At 71.3% G+C, this 17,728-nt stretch carries 15 protein-coding genes; 10 read left to right on the forward strand and 5 right to left on the reverse strand.

Going from position 1 to position 17,728, the window contains the following annotated elements:
• Nucleotides 1–12: 12 nt before the first annotated feature.
• Nucleotides 13–1,266 (reverse strand): cytochrome P450, encoded by a 1,254-nt coding sequence (locus HNR07_RS06390; protein ID WP_184363157.1) that lies wholly within the window; start codon nucleotides 1,264–1,266, stop codon nucleotides 13–15.
• A gap of 287 nt (nucleotides 1,267–1,553) precedes the next feature.
• Here HNR07_RS06390 and HNR07_RS06395 point away from each other — a divergent pair, with 287 nt between their 5' ends.
• Together HNR07_RS06395 and HNR07_RS06400 are read left to right on the forward strand one after the other, a co-directional pair.
• Nucleotides 1,554–3,398: a serine/threonine protein kinase gene (locus tag HNR07_RS06395; protein ID WP_184363160.1), complete on the forward strand. Its 1,845-nt coding sequence runs from the start codon at nucleotides 1,554–1,556 to the stop codon at nucleotides 3,396–3,398.
• A 263-nt stretch (nucleotides 3,399–3,661) separates the two neighbouring features.
• A complete protein-coding gene (locus tag HNR07_RS06400) occupies nucleotides 3,662–4,366 on the forward strand; it encodes a lytic polysaccharide monooxygenase auxiliary activity family 9 protein (protein WP_246420152.1) in 705 nt (234 codons plus the stop codon).
• A 120-nt stretch (nucleotides 4,367–4,486) separates the two neighbouring features.
• Here HNR07_RS06400 and HNR07_RS06405 read toward each other — a convergent pair whose 3' ends face one another.
• Nucleotides 4,487–5,446, reverse strand: coding sequence for a sucrase ferredoxin (locus HNR07_RS06405; RefSeq protein ID WP_184363163.1), 960 nt, complete (start codon nucleotides 5,444–5,446; stop codon nucleotides 4,487–4,489).
• Nucleotides 5,447–5,795: 349 nt separating this feature from the next.
• Between HNR07_RS06405 and HNR07_RS06410 the strand changes: the two genes are divergently transcribed.
• The 6 genes from HNR07_RS06410 (at nucleotide 5,796) to HNR07_RS06435 (ending at nucleotide 11,920) form a co-directional block, all read left to right on the forward strand.
• Entirely contained in the window at nucleotides 5,796–6,746 is a 951-nt protein-coding gene (locus tag HNR07_RS06410; RefSeq protein WP_184363164.1) for an ABC transporter substrate-binding protein, read from the forward strand.
• Between the two features lie 90 nt (nucleotides 6,747–6,836).
• Nucleotides 6,837–7,802, forward strand: coding sequence for an ABC transporter substrate-binding protein (locus HNR07_RS06415; RefSeq protein WP_184363167.1), 966 nt, complete (start codon nucleotides 6,837–6,839; stop codon nucleotides 7,800–7,802).
• Nucleotides 7,799–8,638, forward strand: coding sequence for an ABC transporter permease (locus HNR07_RS06420; RefSeq protein WP_184363170.1), 840 nt, complete (start codon nucleotides 7,799–7,801; stop codon nucleotides 8,636–8,638). Before HNR07_RS06415 ends, HNR07_RS06420 begins: the two co-directional genes overlap by 4 nt.
• Nucleotides 8,635–9,546 (forward strand): ABC transporter permease, encoded by a 912-nt coding sequence (locus tag HNR07_RS06425; RefSeq protein ID WP_184363173.1) that lies wholly within the window; start codon nucleotides 8,635–8,637, stop codon nucleotides 9,544–9,546. Before HNR07_RS06420 ends, HNR07_RS06425 begins: the two co-directional genes overlap by 4 nt.
• A gap of 6 nt (nucleotides 9,547–9,552) precedes the next feature.
• Nucleotides 9,553–10,374 carry an ABC transporter ATP-binding protein gene (locus HNR07_RS06430; RefSeq protein WP_246420154.1) on the forward strand — a complete coding sequence of 274 codons (822 nt, stop codon included), beginning with the start codon at nucleotides 9,553–9,555 and terminating at the stop codon, nucleotides 10,372–10,374.
• Between the two features lie 85 nt (nucleotides 10,375–10,459).
• On the forward strand, nucleotides 10,460–11,920 hold the full coding sequence (locus HNR07_RS06435) for a benzaldehyde dehydrogenase (protein ID WP_184363176.1): 1,461 nt from the start codon (nucleotides 10,460–10,462) through the stop codon (nucleotides 11,918–11,920).
• Between the two features lie 117 nt (nucleotides 11,921–12,037).
• On the opposite strand, the gene HNR07_RS06440 is transcribed toward HNR07_RS06435, so the two are convergent.
• The gene (locus tag HNR07_RS06440) at nucleotides 12,038–12,835 is read right to left on the reverse strand and encodes an SDR family oxidoreductase (RefSeq protein ID WP_184363179.1); all 798 of its coding nucleotides are present in this window, start codon (nucleotides 12,833–12,835) and stop codon (nucleotides 12,038–12,040) included.
• Nucleotides 12,836–12,940: 105 nt separating this feature from the next.
• On the opposite strand from HNR07_RS06440, the gene HNR07_RS06445 reads away from it, so the two are divergent.
• A complete protein-coding gene (locus tag HNR07_RS06445) occupies nucleotides 12,941–13,870 on the forward strand; it encodes a DUF817 domain-containing protein (protein ID WP_184363182.1) in 930 nt (309 codons plus the stop codon).
• On the opposite strand, the gene HNR07_RS06450 is transcribed toward HNR07_RS06445, so the two are convergent.
• Complete coding sequence (locus tag HNR07_RS06450) at nucleotides 13,860–14,792, reverse strand: LysR family transcriptional regulator (protein ID WP_184363185.1); 933 nt, start codon at nucleotides 14,790–14,792, stop codon at nucleotides 13,860–13,862. The two genes, HNR07_RS06445 and HNR07_RS06450, sit on opposite strands and share 11 nt — an antisense overlap.
• A gap of 69 nt (nucleotides 14,793–14,861) precedes the next feature.
• On the opposite strand from HNR07_RS06450, the gene HNR07_RS06455 reads away from it, so the two are divergent.
• Nucleotides 14,862–16,118, forward strand: a complete 1,257-nt coding sequence (locus HNR07_RS06455) for an MFS transporter (RefSeq protein WP_184363188.1) — start codon at nucleotides 14,862–14,864, stop codon at nucleotides 16,116–16,118.
• 42 nt (nucleotides 16,119–16,160) lie between these two features.
• Here the strand turns inward: HNR07_RS06455 and HNR07_RS06460 are convergent, their stop codons facing one another.
• Entirely contained in the window at nucleotides 16,161–17,522 is a 1,362-nt protein-coding gene (locus tag HNR07_RS06460) for a DUF2254 domain-containing protein (RefSeq protein ID WP_184363191.1), read from the reverse strand.
• Nucleotides 17,523–17,728 lie beyond the last annotated feature (206 nt).

Here is a 17,728-nt window from a genome sequence, read left to right on the forward strand (position 1 = left end):
CGGCCCCGCCCTCTACCGGCGCCCGGCGGTGACCGGGAACGCGGACAGGGACCGTACCGTCAGGGTGCCTCGCCGGGTGGGCATCGCCGTGGGGCGCAGCCCCGGGGCCCGCTGCGCCAGGGCCTGGAAGGCGATCTCCCCTTCCAGCCTGGCCAGTGGCGCCCCCAGGCAGTAGTGGGCGCCGCTGGAGAAGGACAGATGCTCTCCGGAGTCGGGCCGGGTGATGTCGAACCGGTCCGGGTCCCCGAAGTGCCCGGGGTCCCGGTTGGCCGATCCGATCAGGCACATCACCTGCTCACCGGCGCGGACCCGGACGCCCTCCACCTCGGTGTCCCGTTGGGCCCAGCGCCCGGTGATCTGGACTGGGGAGTCGAAGCGCAGGACCTCCTCCACCGCTCCGGTGACCAGATCGGGGTCGGCGGTCAGCCGCTCCCACTGTTCCCGGTGGCGCAGCAGGGCCATCACTCCGTTCCCGATCAGGTTCACCGTGGTCTCGAACCCGGCGAGCAGCAACAGACGGCACATCGAACCCAGCTCGGACGCGGTCAGCTCCCCGTCGTCGGACTGCTTGACCAGGGTGGAGACCACGTCCCCGCGCGGGTTGGTGCGGCGTTCGGCCATCAAACGCTCGAACAACAGGTCCAATTCTGCCGTCGCGTCCCTGATTTCCCGCAGGTGACGCGCCGAACCGGCCCCGTCCAGGGCCCCGCCGACCACGTATCCGATGCGGACGAAGTCGGCGTTGTCGCGTTCGGGGACCCCAAGCAGCCGACTGATGACCGTGATGGGCAGGGGTTGGGCGAAGTCGCGCATGAGGTCGAACTCCCCGTGCGCCAGGGCCGTGTCCAGGAGTTCGGCGGTGATCTTCTCGATCTCGGTGCGGTACTCGGCCATCCGCCGGGGACTGAACGCGGGGCGGGCGAGTTTGCGCAGCCGGGTGTGGTCGGGCGGGTCCTTCTGGAGGAAGGACAGTTCGACGGCGTTGAACTGCTCGGCGATCTCCAGGTCGCCGGGGGGTTCGACGCCGAAGTCGCGGGAGCGCAGGACCTGGTCGACGGCGGCGCGGGTGGTGGCGGTCTGGAAGGGCAGACGGCTGGAGACCAACGGGCCCTGTTCCCGCAGCCTGCGGTAGGTGGGGTAGGGGTTCTCCCGCCAGGGCCAGTGTAGGAGGCGGCTGGGATGGTCACCGCTCTGCGCGGTGAGCCACGACACGCCGTGGGCCACCCGCAGTCGGGTGTCGATGCGGAGGGTGTCGAGAATCTGCATGGGCGTGGAATCCTCTCGGTGGCGTTTCCGACCCTAGGGGGCCCTTCCCCTCCTGCCTGGTCGGAGCGCCGAGTTGGCCGTCTGTGGCCAGTCGGGAACTCTGTGCCCGGGTCCGGACGTTGCGACCTCACGCCGCCCCCTCTTCAGGAAGCCTCCGCCGCCTTTCCGTGAGCCCCGGCGCACCGGCGCGGATCACACATGGTCACGTTGGTCCGTACGGGGAACCGGGGCCCTAGACTGGGGCCCCGTTCGGTAGGAACACGCCGCAGAGCCGGAGGTTGAGGACGTTGGGGCCGCTAGAGAGCACTGATCCGGAGCGGGTCGGTCGGTATCGGCTGATCGGGCGCTTGGGCGCCGGTGGCATGGGTCAGGTGTTCTTCGGGCGCTCGGCCGGTGGCCGCGCGGTCGCGATCAAGCGCATCCATCCGCACCTGGCCACGGACCCTTCCTTCAGACAGCGGTTCGCCCGGGAGGTCAACGCGGCCCGGCAGGTCAGCGGCGCGTTCACCGCCCCGGTCATCGACGCCGGGCCCGATGACGAGGTGCCCTGGCTGGTCACCTCCTACGTGCCCTCCCTGCCGCTGGACGAGGCGGTGCAGGCGCACGGCCCGCTGCCCGAGGCCAGCGTGATGGTGCTGGCGGCCGGTCTGGCCGAGGCATTGGGCGAGATCCACCGGGTCGGGCTGATCCACCGCGACCTCAAGCCGGGCAACGTGCTGTTGTCCGAGGACGGGCCGCGGGTGATCGACTTCGGTATCGCGCGGGCCACCGACGGCACCGCGGCCACGCAGTCGGTGATCGGCACCCCGGGGTTCATGAGCCCCGAGCAGGTGCAGGGGGCCGAGCTCACGCCCGCCAGCGACCTGTTCGCCTACGGTGCGGTGCTCGCGTTCGCGGCGGCGGGCACCGGGCCTTTCGGCGAGGGCAACATGCCCACGATGGTCATGCGCATCATCAGCAAGGAACCGGACCTGTCCGCGGTCCCGGAGCCGCTGCGGCACCTGATCGCGGCCTGTCTTTCGAAGGACGTGCAGGGGCGGCCGGGTCCGGGCGAGATCCTGGACTACCTGGGCGACGTGCACGCCGGCGCCTCCTGGTTGCCCCCGGCGGTGATGATGGGCGTGCAGGAGCAGGTGGCCAAGGTCAACAAGGCCCTGGCGACCTCGGCGGGCGACCCCGGGGCGACCGGTGGCCACCAGCGGACCGAGGTGCTGGGCGCGGGCGGTGCGGCGGCGCTGGGCGGCGCCGCTGGTGCGGTGGCCGGCGCCGCGGCCGCGGGCGCCCTCGGCGACGACCAGTCCACCCAGGTGGCGCCGTCGGGCGGTTACGGTACCCAGGACCCCTCGGCGGGTGCGACCTCGGTGCTGGGCAACCAGCAGGGCGCTCCCTACCAGCCCACGGCTCATGGGTTTCAAGAGACACGGCCCGGAACCCAGGCGCCGGGGCAGCCGGGGCAGGGGCAGGTCCCGCCCACGTCCCAGTACCAGCAGCCGCCGAACCAGGGCGGGTACCAGCCCACCCAGCAGTTCGGCCAGGGCCAGGGCCGTCCGGTCGACGACGACCCCTACGCCGATCTGTACGGTGAGCGCCGCGGTCCGCGGTCCGACCCCCGGCAGCAGCAGGAGCAGCAGTACCGTCAGGCCGAGGAACAGCGCCGGCGGCAGATGGAGCAGCAGCGCAGGGCTCAGGAGCAGCAGGAGGAGCAGCGGCGCCGTCAGGAGGCTGAGCGAGCCCACCGCGAGCGGGTGCGCGCCGAGCAGGACGCCGCGCGGCGGGCCCAGTCCGAGGCGCGCCGGGCCGATCAGCCGGGCCTGTGGGGCTTCGTCAAGCTGCTGCCGTGGATGATCATCCCGATCATCCAGATCCCGCTGGGGTACGGTGCGGCGCTGGCGTGGTCGTGGTTCACCACCGAGACCGACGTGTGGACCGGGGCGGCCTACTTCTTCGAGCCGTGGAGCATGGACTCGTTCTGGCACGGGATGATGCTGGGGTACTTCATCCTCAACAACCTGTTGTCGTTGGAGTTCCTGGTGCGATCGCTGCGGACCTCGTTCGTCACCGGTTCGGTGCTGGCGCTGAGCGCCATCGCCGCCACCAACTTCCTGCTGTACAACTTCGGTTTCTGGGCCTGACCGGCCGGGACCGACACGGACGACGGCACACGAACGACCACGAGGGGGCGGGCCCGGCCGGGCCCGCCCCCTCATTGGTGTGACCAGTGCGTGTGCGTCTCCGGTGATCCGGTTCGAAAAACGTCCTCAGATCCCCTGTTGTCATTGGGTTTCGGTTTTGTTAACTTGCCGGGCAAGGGCGCGTGGGAACGCTCCCAGGCGCCGTCGAGAACGAATGGTACTCAGATACACGAACTCACCCCGCTACCCCGAAGGACCCCCTCATGGGAACCCCCACCGGAACCGCCAGGACCTCCACCAGAACCTCCGCAGCGGCCAGAACCGCGGCCCTGACCGCTACCGCCGCCCTCGTCGGCGGGGTCGCGCTCACCGTGAGCCCCGAGGCCGCCGAGGCCCACGGTGCTTTCACCTACCCCGCCAGCCGCACCTACGCCTGCTACGTCAACGGGCTGGAGGGCGGTAGCGGCGGGAACGTCGAGCCGACCAACCCCGCCTGCGCCGACGCCCTGGCCGAGGGCGGCAGCTACCCCTTCTGGAACTGGTTCGGCAACCTGATCAGTGACGCCGACGGCCGTCACCAGGAGGTCGTGGCCGACGGCGAGCTGTGCGGCCCCAGCGACGACTTCGCCGCGTTCAACGCCGTACGCGACGACTGGCCCACCACCGCGCTGCCCTCCGGCCAGACAGTGGAGTTCCACCACAACGCCTGGGCCCACCACCCCGGCACCTTCTTCACCTACGTCACCGACGCGGGCTGGTCCCCCGACTCCCCGCTGAACTGGTCCGACCTCGAGCTCATCAGCGAGGTCACCGACCCGCCGCTGACCGAGGGCGGCGTCGAGGGCGCGGAGTACCGCTGGGACGTGGACCTGCCCGAGCGCTCGGGCCAGCACATCGTCTACGTGGTCTGGGAGCGCTCCGACAGCCCCGAGGCCTTCTACAACTGCTCCGACGTCGTCTTCCAGTAGACCGGGTTTCCAGTGACCCCGGCGCGGTGCCGATCGGATCCGGTGCCGCGCCGCGGGCGAGGAGGGACCGGCCCCGCGCCACGGGGCCGGTCCCTCGGCCTTCGAGGGCCGGGAGCGGCGTTACACCGAGGCGCTCCCGGGCAGACCGCCGCCAAGCGGTGTTCCGGTGATCTGGCGCACCCGGTGGTGGACCGGTCGGGTGGGGGAGACCACCGAGCAGGTGGTGGGGCACTCCTGACCCTCCACGGTCTCCACCGAAACCGAGTACAGGCCGCCGTCGTGGCCCAGGGTGAGCCGGACCCCGCCCCCGGTCTCCTCCTCGGCCAGGCGGGTGATGTCGTTGACGCCCACGGGGCGGCCGATGCGGGCGCGCAGCGCGGCCTCGGCGGCCTGGGCGGCCCCGGAGTCGGTGCAGCGGCCCCGGTAGTTCTCCGGTAGGACCAGCCCCCGCTCGAAGGCGGCCACGGTCGGCGGTGCCGACTCCGGGTCCAGGCGGCCGAAGTACACGCCCTGGGGCAGGGCCACCAGGTTGGCGGCGAAGCGGTCCCCGCCCACGTGGGTGGTCTCCCAGACCTCGGCCTCGCCCCCGGCCAGCGCGGCGGCGACCGGGCGGCCCAGCATCGCGCAGCAGGGGTCCTTCTTGGCGTGGGTGCACACCAGGTAGAGGGTGTGGTCCACAGCGGCGCCGAAGGAGGGCGGCTCCGGGCGCTCGGCGGCGGTGAGGTCGATCTCCAGCAGCTCGGCCAGGTCCTGGAAGTCGATCCGGCGCACCCAGGGGCTGGTGCGGCTGGCATGGACGAGGTAGGCGCGCAGGGGGCCCTCGGCGGGGGCGCGTTCGCCGGCCCCGGGGCGTTTGATCAGCTGGGGCCGCACATCGCTGCCGACGATGCGTTCGGCCAACCGGGAGACGACCGCCTTGTCCAGGCCGGGGCTGGCGAAGGCCGGGTGGCGCCAGGGGCCGTTGTGCTCGACCAGGAGCCAGCCGCTGCTGAGGCCCGCGGTGCCCGCGATCTGCTCGTCGGTGTAGCGGGCCAGAGCCGAACAGCCTCGGCGGCCGTCCGGGGCGGTGGGAAGCCGCACGGGTCCACGTCCAATCGGGTGGTGCTCACTGCTGGGCACACGCGAGGACGCCGTCGATGCGGGCGTACACCTCACGTGGCGGTTTGGTTAGGCAACCCTATCTTGTTCGTGCGCAGCCCGAGGAGTCGGGGTGCGGGTGGGGCCGCCCGGGATTCAATGCACGCGCAAAAGGCCCTGACCAGGCGTGGTCATCCGATCCTCCGCTGTTCACGTCTTCGAAATGTGCCCCGCGCACACCTTGACCCGGTGATGCGCATCACCTATGTTCACTCTCAGAACACGTGTTCGCTACACGTACAAATCTGGGTGGCCGCCTCCCACCCCGCCCCCCTCACCAGTTGGAGTTGCGATGCGCCCCACCCCGGCCGCCCTGACCGCGGCGGTTGCGCTGCTGGCCGCCACCGCCTGCGGTAGCCCCGCCGACGACCACCCCGACGGCCTGACCACCGTCACCGCCGGGGTCATCCCCATCGTCGACGTGGCCCCCGTCTACCTCGGCGTGGAACAGGGCTTCTTCGCCGAACACGGCATCGACCTCCAGTTGGAGTCCGGCTCCGGCGGGGCCGCGATCGTCCCCGGGGTGATCAGCGGCGAGTTCGACTTCGCCTTCAGCAACGTGGTCTCGCTCGTCATCGCCCGCGAGCAGGGCCTGCCCCTGACCACCCTCACCAACGGCGTCACCAGCGCGGGCGAACAGGGCGCCGACTTCGGCGGGGTGTTCGTCCTCTCCGACAGCGACGTCACCAGCGCCGCCGAGCTGGAGGGCCTGACCGTGGCCGCCAACAACCTCAACAACATCGGCGACACCACCGTCCGCCAGTCCGTGCGCGAGGCGGGCGGGGACCCGGCCCAGGTCGACTTCGTCGAACTGCCCTTCCCGGACATGCCCGCCGCCCTGGAGACCGGCCAGATCGACGCCGTCTGGGCCGTGGAGCCCTTCGCCTCCACCATCCGTGAGGCCGGGCACCGCGAGATCGCCTCCAACTTCGTGGACACCCATCCCGACCTGTCCGTGGCCGTCTACTTCACCGCCGAGGACCGGCTGGCCGAGGACCCCGAACTCTTCGAGGGGGTCACCGAGGCACTCCAGGAGTCCCTGGCCTACGCCGAGGACAACCCCGACGAGGTCCGCCGCATCCTGGCCACCTACACCGAGATCGACCCCGACCTCATCGAGCTGATGGCCCTGCCGCGCTTCCCCGGACAGGTCAACGAGGAGTCCGTGCGGGTGCTCGCCGACCTGATGGTCACCGACGGCCTCCTGAACACAGGACCCGACCTCGACCCGCTGCTGAACTGACCCGCGCCCGACCCCCCGCCCCCCGACCCCCCGCACAGCCCCGCGTCCCGTCCCGCCCCCTCCCGTCTGCCCGTCCCCAGGAGAGAACACATGACCGCCACGAAGAACGCCCTGGGCGTGCTCGCCGCAGGCGCCGCACTCACCCTGACCGCCACCGCCTGCGGTTCCGGCGACACCGCCGACTCCGGGGACGGGCTCACCCCCGTCAGTGTGGGCGTCCTGCCCATCACCGCGGTCGCGCCCCTCTACCTCGGCGTGGAACAGGGCTTCTTCTCCGAGCGGGGCCTGGACGTGACCATCGAGACCGGCGGGGGCGGCGCCACCACCGTCCCCCGCGTGGTCAGCGGAGAGCTCGACTTCGCCTTCGGCAACGTCGCCTCCCTGCTCATCGCCCGCGAGCAGGGCCTGCCCCTGACCGTGGTCGCCAACGGCATGACCACCACCGGCGACGCCGACACCGACTACAGCGCCCTGGTCGTGCCCGCCGACAGCGACGTCACCGGACCCGCCGACCTGGACGGGGCCACCGTGGCGATCGACAACCTCAACAACATCGGGGACACGTCGGTGCGCAACTCCGTGCGCGTGGCGGGCGGAGACCCCACCGACCTCGACTTCATCGAACTCGCCTTCCCCGACATGCCCGGCGCCCTGGACAACGGCCAGGTCGACGCCGCCTGGGTGGTCGAACCCTTCCTCACCGTCGCCCTCGAACAGGGCGCCACCGAGATCGCGGGCAACTTCGTGGACCTGCACCCCGAGCTGTCCATCGCCACCTACTTCACCTCCGACGAACTCATCGCCCAGCACCCCGACACCGTCGACGCCTTCACCGAGGCGATGAACGAGTCCCTGGCCTACGCCCAGGACCACCCCGAGGAGACCACCCAGACCCTCACCGCCTACACCGAGATCGACCCGGACCTGTTCGACCAGCTGCGCTGGCCGCGCTTCCCCGCCCGGATCGACACCGAGGCCGTGCGGACCCTGGCCGACCTGATGGTCACCGACGGCATCATCGACGCCGACCCCGACCTGGAAACGCTGATCCGATGACCGCCACACTCAACCGCGCCCGACCCGGCCGCTCCGCGCCTCGACGCCCGGTGCTCAGCCGCTCCGCGCCCAACCGGCCCCTGCTGGGCTCCCTGGGCATCATCGGCCTGCTCGCCCTGTGGGAACTCGCGCCCCGCCTGGGCGCGGTGCCCGAACGCTACTTCCCGCCGGTCTCCGAAGTCCTGACCACCCTGGCCCGGCGCGCCACCACCGCACCCTTCTGGGAGGCCATCGGCCACACCCTGTACGGGTGGGCGCTGGGACTGGCCATCGCCCTGGCCGCCGCCGTCCTGCTCGGATTCGCCCTGGGCGCCACACCCCGGCTGCGCGCCTTCACCACCTCCACGGTGGACTTCCTGCGGCCCATCCCCTCGGTGGCGCTCATCCCGCTGGCCGTGCTGATGTACGGCACCGACATCCGCTCCACCCTGCTCCTGGTCGTGTACGCCTGTTTCTGGCTGATCTACATCCAGGTGCTCTACGGGGTGGCCGACGTGGACCCCGTCGCCGAACAGACCGCCCGCTCCTACGGTCTGGGCCGCCTGGCCCGCATCCGCTACGTCGTGTGGCCCACCACCCTGCCCTACCTGATGACCGGCCTGCGCCTGGCCGCCGCCGTCGGCCTGATCCTGTCCATCACCGCCCAGCTGATCATCGGCTCCCCGGGTATCGGGGACCAGATCACCAACGCCCAGCAGGGCGGCGCCGTCGCCCTGGTCTACGCCTGGATCGTCGCCACAGGCGTCCTCGGCGTGGTCATCAACATCGGCGTGCGCGCCCTGGAACGGCGCGTCCTGCGCTGGCACACGTCCGTCCGCGGGGAGGTCGCCGCATGAGCCAGCCCACCACCGTCCAACCCGGCGCCACGGGGCCGAGCGACCACGAAGGACCCGAACAGGGCCCCCAGGGCCGCGCCCCCGGCCGTGCCGCCGGCTCCACCGCGAGCCGGCGCCGCCGCCCCGGAGCCCCCGGGATCGGCCTGCGCCTGCTGCACGTACTGGCCCTGCCGACGCTGATCGTCGGCGTTTACTGGGCGGTCACCGCCCAGCCCGGCGCCAGCTTCTACACGCCCACCCCCGCCGCCATCGCCTCGGCCTTCGCCGACCTGTGGTTCTCCGAACGCTTCTTCGTGGACGTGTTGCCCAGCCTGGGCCGACTGCTCGCCGGGTTCGCGATCGCCGCGGTGATCGGCGTCGGACTGGGCGTCCTGCTCGGCCTGGACGCGCGGGTGCGCGCCACCATCGAACCAGTCCTGGAGTTCCTGCGCGCCATCCCGCCACCCGTGCTCGTCCCGCTGATGATCATGCTCGCCGGGATCGACGACTCGATGAAGATCATGGTGATCGTCTTCGGCTGCGTGTGGCCCGTCCTGCTCAACACCGTCGAGGGCGTGCGCGCGGTCGACCCGGTCCTGTCCGACACCGCCCGCTGCTACGGCGTCTCCGGACTGACCCGGCTGCGGGTGCTGGTGCTGCGCTCGGCCAGCCCGCAGATCATGGCCGGCCTGCGCCTGGCCCTGGCCCTGGCCATCATCCTCATGGTGATCAGCGAGATGTTCGCCAGCTCCAGCGGCCTGGGTTTTGCCATCGTGCAGTTCCAGCGCACCTTCGCCATCCCCGAGATGTGGGCCGGAATGGTCCTGCTCGGCGTGATCGGCTTCCTGCTCTCGTCCCTGTTCGAGCTCGTCGAGGGCCGCGTCCTGGGCTGGTACCGCGGCCTGCGCGCCGCCAACCGGGGGGAGTGAGGCACCATGAACCACAGCGACAACCAGGGGGAACGACCCGCCATGCTCAAGGTCACCGGCCTGCAGAAGATCTACAACGGCGGCGCCGCGGCCGTGGAGGCCGTCCGCGACCTCACCTTCGAACTCGCCGAGGGCGAGCTGGTCTGCCTGGTCGGGCCCTCCGGCTGCGGCAAGACCACCCTGCTCAAGTGCATCGCCGGACTCATGGCGCCCACCAGCGGCACCGTGGAACTGGCTGACCAGCCGGTGCTGGCCCCGCCGCCCGGCATGGCCGTGGTCTTCCAGGAGTACGGGCGCAGCCTGTTCGCGTGGATGAGCGTGCGCGAGAACGTGGAACTCCCGCTCAAGGAGAAGAAGCTGCCCAAGGCCCGCCGGGCCGAACTGGTCGCCGAATCCCTGGAGGCGGTCGGCCTGGCCGAGTTCGCCGACTCCTACCCCTGGCAGCTCTCCGGCGGCATGCAGCAGCGCGTGGCCATCGCCCGGGCCATCGCCTACGAACCCCAGGTCCTGCTCATGGACGAGCCCTTCGCCGCCGTGGACGCCCAGACCCGCGCCGACCTGGAGGACCTGGTCCGCCAGATCTGGCAGCGCCTGGGGGTGACCGTCCTGTTCGTCACCCACGACATCGACGAGGCCGTCTACCTGGGCGAGCGGGTGCTGGTGCTGTCCAACTCACCCACCGTGGTCCAGGACGACATCACCGTGGACCTGCCGACCGAACGCGACCAGCTCACCACCCGCCAGGACGAGCGCTTCACCGACCTGCGCGCCCGCGTCTACGCCCAGATCCAACGCGCCAAACGCGGAACCGGCCAACCGGTCGCCTGAACCGCGCCCGCGCCCGCGCCCGCGCCCGCGCGCCGCACGGGCCGCAACCCGAAGTACCGCATTCGCACTCGTAAGGAGCCACACCGTGAGCCTGCTCGCCGCCGAGGATTTCACCAGCGCCGTCTTCACCGGGACCTGGACCCCGGCCCGGGGCGGTGACGCCGAGGTCGTCTCGCCCTCCTCCGGCGCCGTCCTGGGCCGCACCGGCATCGCCGACGCCGAGGACGTGCGCGAGGCCGCCGCCCGCGCCGCCAAGGCCCAGCGCGACTGGGCGGCCACCTCCTACGAGCAGCGCGCCGCCGTCATGCGCCGGGCCGGCGACCTGCTGGAGGCCCACGAGCAGGAGATCACCGGCTGGCTGCGCCGTGAGGGCGGGGCGGCCGCCGGGATGGCCGGTTTCCAGGTGCACGTGGCCGCCAGCGAGTGCTTCGAGGCCGCCGCCCTGGCCTCCCAGCCGCACGGCGAGATCCTGCGCACCGCCAAGCCCCGCCTCAGCTTCTCCCGCCAGGTCCCGGCGGGCGTGGTCGGGGTGATCGCCCCGTTCAACGTCCCCCTCATCCTGGGTATCCGCTCGGTCGCCCCGGCTCTGGCCCTGGGCAACGCCGTGATCCTCAAGCCCGACCCGCGCACCGCCATCTGCGGCGGCGCCGTCCTGGCCGAGGCCTTCCGCCAGGCCGGGGTGCCCGAGGGGGTCCTGCAGGTCCTGCCCGGCGGCATCGAGGCGGGCGAGGCCCTGGTCGCCGACCCGCACGTGCGCGTCATCTCCTTCACCGGCTCCACCCCGGCCGGACGCAAGGTGGGCGAGGCCGCCGCCCGCCACCTCAAGCGCGCCCACCTGGAGCTGGGCGGCAACTCCCCGCTGGTCGTCCTGGACGACGCGGCCCTGGACTCGGCCGCCTCGATCGGCGCCTGGGGCTCCTTCCTGCACCAGGGGCAGATCTGCATGACCACCGGCCGCCACCTGGTGCACGAGTCGGTCGCCGACGACTACGTGGAGCGCCTGGCCGCCAAGGCCGAGGCGCTGGTCGTGGGCAGCACGGAGGAGGACGGCGCCGCGCTCGGGCCGATCATCGACGCCGGCCAGCGCGACAAGATCCACCACCTGGTCACCAGCAGCGTCCAGCACGGCGCCCGATTGCGCGCTGGCGGCACCTACCAGGACCTGTACTACCGGCCCACCGTCCTGGACCGGGTGAACCCCGAGACCCCCGCCTACGCCGAGGAGGTCTTCGGCCCGGTCGCCCCGGTGGTGCGCTTCTCCTCGGTGGACGAGCTGGTGGAGCTGGCCAACTCCACCGAGTACGGGCTGTCCCTGGGCGTGGTCACCACCAACCCGATGCGCGGTATGGAGATCGCCGACCGCATCCCCAGCGGGATCGTGCACATCAACGACCAGACCGTGGACGACGAGGCGGTGGCGCCCTTCGGCGGCGTGGGCTACTCGGGCACGGGTTCGCGCTTCGGCGGCACCCGCGCCAACCTGGAGGCCTTCACCGAGACCCAGTGGATCACCATGCAGGCCGACCCGGCCCGCTACCCCTTCTAACCCCCGTGACGCTTCTTGCTACCAGAAGCGCTGAGCCACTGAGACCCAAGGCGCCGAACGTGCTCCTGGTAGCAAGATCATCCGGGTGGGGAGGGGCGGAGGAGGTGTGGGTGAGAGTCAGGCGGAGATGCCGCCGTCACTCTTCAGGAGTTGGCCGTTGACCCAGCCGCCCTGCGGTGAGCACAGGAAGTCGACCAGGTGCGCGGTGTCGCGCGGGGTGCCCAGGCGGCCCAGCGGGGTGTGTTCGGTGCAGTGCTCGCGCACCTGGTCGGGCATCCAGCCGGTGTCCACCGGGCCCGGGTTGATCACGTTGGCGGTCACTCCCAGGTGGGCGAGCTCGCGCGCCGAGGCCAGCACGATCCGGTCCAGCGCGCCCTTACTGGCTCCGTAGGGCAGGTTGTGTACCACGTGGTCGCTGGTCAGGGCGATGATCCGGCCACCGTCGTGCTCCCCGGCAAAGCGCAGCCCGAACTCGCGCACCAGCAGCCAGGGTGCGCGGGTGTTCACGGCGAAATGGCGGTCGAAGCTCTCCACGGTGGTGTCCAGGATCCCCGAGTCGACCGACTCGCAGTGGCAGACCACCAGGGCGCGCACCGGGCCCAGGCGCTGTTCGACCTCGTCGAAGACGCGCGCGGGGGAGGCGGGGTCGGCCATGTCGGCCTCGACGGCGAGCGTGGCTGCGCCGCGTTCGGCGAGCTCGGCCCCGATGGTGTCGGTGGCGGCTTCCTCCGCGCCCCAGGGCATGCGGTCGTCGTAGGGGGTCCACTGGGTACGGGCCACGTTCCAGCCCGACTCGGCCAGCTGACGTGCGATGGCCGCGCCGATCCCGACGGTGCGGCCCACTCCGGTGATGAGGGCGACGGGGCGTTCGGTGGCGGGCGCGGGGGGTTCGGCCGAGCTGTGCTGAGCGTTCATGGGGACCCATCCTGATCCGCCGGAATCGCTCCCACAACTGGTTTTCGCCGTGCGGTGGGCCGCCCGGATTCGGTCGAAATAAGGATGATTCGTACCATCGGCCGCATGACAAGTGGACAGCAGTGGGCCCTGACCTCCCTTGAGCTGCGCCTGGACGCCTGGGCCCACCGGCGCCTGGCCTCCCTGGGCGGAAGGGGGAGGGCGCGCGGGTACCTGCTGGAGTTCGCCGTGTTCACGGTCAAGCAGGCCTGGGCCTGTGTCTTCGGTGCCCTGATGCTGGCCCTGCTGCTGGGCACCCACCTGTGGTACCCCGAGGGCGTCGCGCTCTCCCGCAGCGACGCCCTGGTCCTCGGGGCGGTGGCGATCCAGGCCTTCATGCTCCTGGCCCGGCTGGAGAGCGGCCGTGAGCTGTGGGTGATCGTCCTGTTCCACCTGGTCGGCACCGCCATGGAGATCTTTAAGACCGCCGTCGGCTCCTGGCACTACGGCGGCGACGGGCTGTTCTGGATCGCCGGCGTACCGCTCTACAGCGGTTTCATGTACGCGGCGGTGGGCTCCTACATGGTCCGGGTCTTCCGCCTGTTCGACCTGCGCTTCGACCGCTACCCGCCCCGTTGGGCGACCGCGCTGCTCGCGGTGGCCGTCTACGCCAACTTCTTCGGACACCACTACGTGGTCGATTCGCGCTGGATACTGCTCGCCCTGGTCGTGGCACTGAACATCCGCTGCGTCATGCACTTTCGCAACCACCGCTCCCGGCCCTGGCGGCGGATGCCGATCCTGGCGTCCTTCCTCGGCGTGGCCTTCTTCATCTGGGTGGCGGAGAACATCGCCACCTTCGCGGGCGCCTGGATCTACCCCAACCAGGCCGAGGGGTGGGAACTGGTGCCGCTGTCCAAGCTGGTCGCCTGGTTCCTGTTGATGAACATCTCCGTGGTCCTGGTGACCTTCGTCTACCGGCCCCGGCCGCTGAAGGCCCCGGAGGGCCCGCAGGGGCTCGAGGGGCCCGGCGAGCCCGCCCCGCTCAGCCGGTGAGGTCGGGGATGACCTCGGGGCCCACCCGGCGCACGTAGTCGCGAAACAGCGCCACCGCCGGGGGTTCGTAGCCGCCGCCCGACCCCTCCTGCGGCCAGACCAACCCCACCGGCCGGGTGGCGTCCCCGTTCCGCAACCGCAGCTCCACCGTTCCGCCCAGCGGCCCCCTGGGCCGGGCGGGCAGCACCGACACCCCCAGGCCCGCGGCCACCAGACCGCGCGCGGTGGCGATGTCGTCGGCCTCGAACGCCACCCGAGGGGTGAACCCGGCCCGGTCGCTGAGCCGGTCGGTCAGGTGCCGCACCCCGCGCCCCGGTTTGAGCAGGATGAACTCGTCCCGGACCGACGCCAGGGACACCGGCCCCTGAGCGGCCAGCGGGTGGTGCTCGGGCACCACCAACCGCAGCGACTGGGTGTGCAGCACCGCCGAGACCAGCCCTGCGCCCGAGGGCAGCGGCGATGTCAGCGCCAGGTCCGCTCCGCCCGAGGCCAACCGGCGCAGGGAGTCGGCCCACGCCTCCTGGGTCAGGGTGAACCGCACCCCCGGATGCTCGGCCCGAAACCCCCGCAGCAGGACCGGTACCACCTCCACGCCCAGGGTGGGCAGGAAGGTCAGCGCCACCCGGCCCTCCTCGGCGCCCGTGAGTTCGGCCACCCCCTGGCGAAGGTCGTCCAGTGCCCGCTCCACGTGCGGCAGCAGCAGCCGACCGGCCCGGGTCAGCCGGATTCCCCGTCCGGTGCGTTCCACCAACGCCATCCCCAGCTCCTCCTGAAACCGGGCCAAAGCCCTGCTCAGCGTGGGTTGGGGCATGTCCAAGGCCTCGGCGGCGTGGGTGACGTGCTCGGTCCTGGCGACCTCCGCCAGCATCCGCAACCGGGGCGCCAGGATTCGGGTCAAAGACTCCACGTCAGGGTCATTCATACGAAACAGTATGCAACAACGTGAAACCATGTATTGGACGTATGAAAACACGCTTTCTAGCGTTGAACCATGACCGTGACCAGCACTTCCCCCGCCACCCACGATCCGCGCCCGCGCGCTGGCACGGCCGCCTACCGGCGCACGGTCATCGCCCTGGTCGCCGCCGCCGTGGCCACCTTCGCCCAACTGTGGTCGGTCCAGCCGATCCTGCCCGCCATCGCCACCGGCTTCGACACCTCCGCGGGCCAGGCCGCCCTCGCCGTCTCCCTGGCCACCGGCGGCCTGGCCGGGTTCACCCTCATCTGGAGCGGGGCCGCCGACCGGATCGGCCGCGCCCGCGTCATCGCCCTCTCCCTGCTCCTGGCCATCGTGCTGGGCGCAGCCATCCCCTTCTCCGCCGAACTCTGGACGCTGCTGGTGCTGCGCACCCTCCAGGGCGCCGCCCTGGGCGGGGTCTCCGCCGCGGCCGTGGCCTACCTCGCCGAGGAGATCCACCCCCGCGACGCACCTAAGGCCACCGGCCTGTACATCGCCGGAAACCCGCTGGGCGGCATGGGCGGCCGCCTCCTGGCCGGCTTCGCCGCCGAACACGGCGGCTGGCAGTGGGGCGTGGCCGCCAACACCCTCCTCGGCCTTGCCGCCCTCCTGGTCTTCGTCCTGGTCCTGCCCCGCCACAAGACCGGCACCGGCGCCCCCGCCCGCCGTTTCGGTTCTGACGACGGCCTCAGCATGGGCCAACGCCTCAAAGCCGCGATGACCACCCGCGGACTCATCCCCCTGTACGCCCAGGCACTCCTGCTCATGGGCGCCTTCATGGCCGTCTACAACGTCCTCGGCTTCCGCCTCACCGACCAGCCCTTCGGCCTGTCCCAGGCGGTCGCCTCACTGCTCTTCCTGTCCTACACCGCGGGCATGCTCGGCTCGGCCATGGCCGGAAACGCCACCCTGCGCTGGGGCCGCTACGGGGTGCTCACCACCGCCACCCTGCTCCTACTTCTCGGCCTGGGCGGGCTGTTCACCACCTCGGTCTGGCTGCTGCTGGCCACCCTGCTCCTGCTGACCTTCGCCTTCTTCTGCGCCCACGCCACCGCCTCGGCCTGGGTGGGCTCCCAAGCCGTCACCGGCCGCGCCCAGGCCGCCGCCGTCTACACCCTCGCCTACTACCTGGGTGCCAGCCTCTTCGGCTGGCTCGGCGGGGTGGTCTACGACGCGGTCGGCTGGAACGGCACCGTTGCCCTGGCGCTGGGGCTGACCGTACTGGCGGGCCTGTTCGCCCTGCGGCTGCGCAAGCTGCCCGCCCCCGAACCGGCCACCCGTGCCTTCTAGCGGGTTATCCGGCCGACAACCGGTCTGCTGAGCTTCCAGCGGTCACCGGGCTCCACCGGCCTCCCCGGTTCCGCCGCCCAGGCCCTGGCGGTCGGGGGTCAGGGCGAATTCCCACAGGTGCTCGGGCAGGTGGCGCTCGCACGCCCGGCGCAGTTCCCGCCGGTGGCGGCGCAGCGCCGGGCGGCGGTCGTCCGCGACCGTCTCCTCCAGGTCCCGCAGAGCCGCGGACAGGCGCCGGGTCACCTGGACGTGTTCCCCGCTCTGCAGCATCAGCTCACCGAAGGCCAGGTCCACGAAGCCCTCCCAGGCGGGTATCGGCAGCTGTGCCCGGGGGGCGCCCTTGCGATCGTGGATCGTCCACTCGCGTACCGAAACCTCGGCGAAAGCCTCGACCAGGGGCTGGACCCGGTCGATGCACTGCACCACCGTGGTCGGATCGTTCACCCCGGGGGACTGGGCGCGCACTCCGATGTCAACGATCTGGCGCAGCCCGAAGGCGGGATCCTGGAAAGTGGACCGTTCCCGGCCAGTACGCAGCGTTCGCGCGGCCCGCTCGGGGGCTCGCACCGCACGGGAGGAGTGCACGGTCAGGACCACGCTGTTGCCGGGAACGTAGTCCCCGATGGAGGGGATCACCCGGACGAAGGCGTCGTTGCGCCGGGCCCACCAGGCCAGCGCGCGCTCGTCCAACCAGGTCAGCACCCCGGAATCGGCACGGGAACGCACATGGGTCACCTTCGCCCCGACGGGGTGGGACACGGTGCCGGAGGACGGGTCTTCCGAGTCCGGGGGAGCGCTGCGGGCCAGGTAGCGGATCTGCTCCAGCGTCCTGCCGGCGATCCGGTCCATCACGATGGTGACGCGCATCAGGTTGACCGAGTTGCCCACGAAGCACAGGAAGATCAGCAGGCACAGCACCAGAAGGAACACCGACAGCGAGGTGGACAACAGCGGTACGAAGGGGCGCTCCTCGCCAGCGAAGAGCCCACTCAGGTACAGGACCCCGACGGTGTAGACGAAGGTGCCGAGGAAGACGGTCAGGGTGAGCTTCGTGGTCCAGCTGCGGGTGAACAGGTAGATGATGCGCGGCGAGAGTTTGTCCGTGGCCGTCTGCAGGGCCACCAGGGTGATGCTGAAGACCACACCCATCACCGTGAGCGTCGCCGGACCGATGGTCTGGATGACCCTCCGGCCGCTCTCCACGAGCTCGGAGTAGCCCTGACGGGTCTGATCCGGGGCCCCCTCACCGAGTTGGACCAGCACCTCGCCGACAAGGCTGTCCACCATGACGGTGACGGGCACCAGGAGGGCGAACAGCGCCATTCCCAGCAGCGGAACCAGGACGAACGACTCCCGGACCCGTTCACCGATCGCCCACCCGGCCAGCCTGCGTATTCGCGCCATGCACCGAATGTAGTGATCCGGTGGCCACGGGGCCGGTTCCCGACACGGTGACCAAGGGTTTTCCGAACCCAGCGGCTTCACCTGTGTTGGTGAGGGGGTCTGGCCTGCGCTGTCGGGCTCGGCCTCGCCCCGGACTTCGACGCCAGGTTCGAGCGGGAGGAGAGCTCCTTGCCCGACCCGAACACCGATCGACCAGATGCGCGGCC

It is taken from the genome of Nocardiopsis metallicus, from assembly GCF_014201115.1.
GTDB classification, from domain to species: domain Bacteria; phylum Actinomycetota; class Actinomycetes; order Streptosporangiales; family Streptosporangiaceae; genus Nocardiopsis; species Nocardiopsis metallicus.

What these genes read in the sequence shown, in the direction of transcription:
- HNR07_RS06415 (WP_184363167.1), top strand. Translation starts at nt 6,837, where the DNA reads ATGACCGCCACGAAGAACGCCCTGGGCGTGCTCGCCGCAGGCGCCGCA.
- HNR07_RS06460 (WP_184363191.1), bottom strand. Translation starts at nt 17,522, where the DNA reads ATGGCGCGAATACGCAGGCTGGCCGGGTGGGCGATCGGTGAACGGGTC.
- HNR07_RS06440 (WP_184363179.1), bottom strand. Translation starts at nt 12,835, where the DNA reads ATGAACGCTCAGCACAGCTCGGCCGAACCCCCCGCGCCCGCCACCGAA.
- HNR07_RS06445 (WP_184363182.1), top strand. Translation starts at nt 12,941, where the DNA reads ATGACAAGTGGACAGCAGTGGGCCCTGACCTCCCTTGAGCTGCGCCTG.
- HNR07_RS06390 (WP_184363157.1), bottom strand. Translation starts at nt 1,266, where the DNA reads ATGCAGATTCTCGACACCCTCCGCATCGACACCCGACTGCGGGTGGCC.
- HNR07_RS06400 (WP_246420152.1), top strand. Translation starts at nt 3,662, where the DNA reads ATGGGAACCCCCACCGGAACCGCCAGGACCTCCACCAGAACCTCCGCA.
- HNR07_RS06430 (WP_246420154.1), top strand. Translation starts at nt 9,553, where the DNA reads ATGAACCACAGCGACAACCAGGGGGAACGACCCGCCATGCTCAAGGTC.
- HNR07_RS06450 (WP_184363185.1), bottom strand. Translation starts at nt 14,792, where the DNA reads ATGAATGACCCTGACGTGGAGTCTTTGACCCGAATCCTGGCGCCCCGG.
- HNR07_RS06455 (WP_184363188.1), top strand. Translation starts at nt 14,862, where the DNA reads ATGACCGTGACCAGCACTTCCCCCGCCACCCACGATCCGCGCCCGCGC.
- HNR07_RS06420 (WP_184363170.1), top strand. Translation starts at nt 7,799, where the DNA reads ATGACCGCCACACTCAACCGCGCCCGACCCGGCCGCTCCGCGCCTCGA.
- HNR07_RS06410 (WP_184363164.1), top strand. Translation starts at nt 5,796, where the DNA reads ATGCGCCCCACCCCGGCCGCCCTGACCGCGGCGGTTGCGCTGCTGGCC.
- HNR07_RS06425 (WP_184363173.1), top strand. Translation starts at nt 8,635, where the DNA reads ATGAGCCAGCCCACCACCGTCCAACCCGGCGCCACGGGGCCGAGCGAC.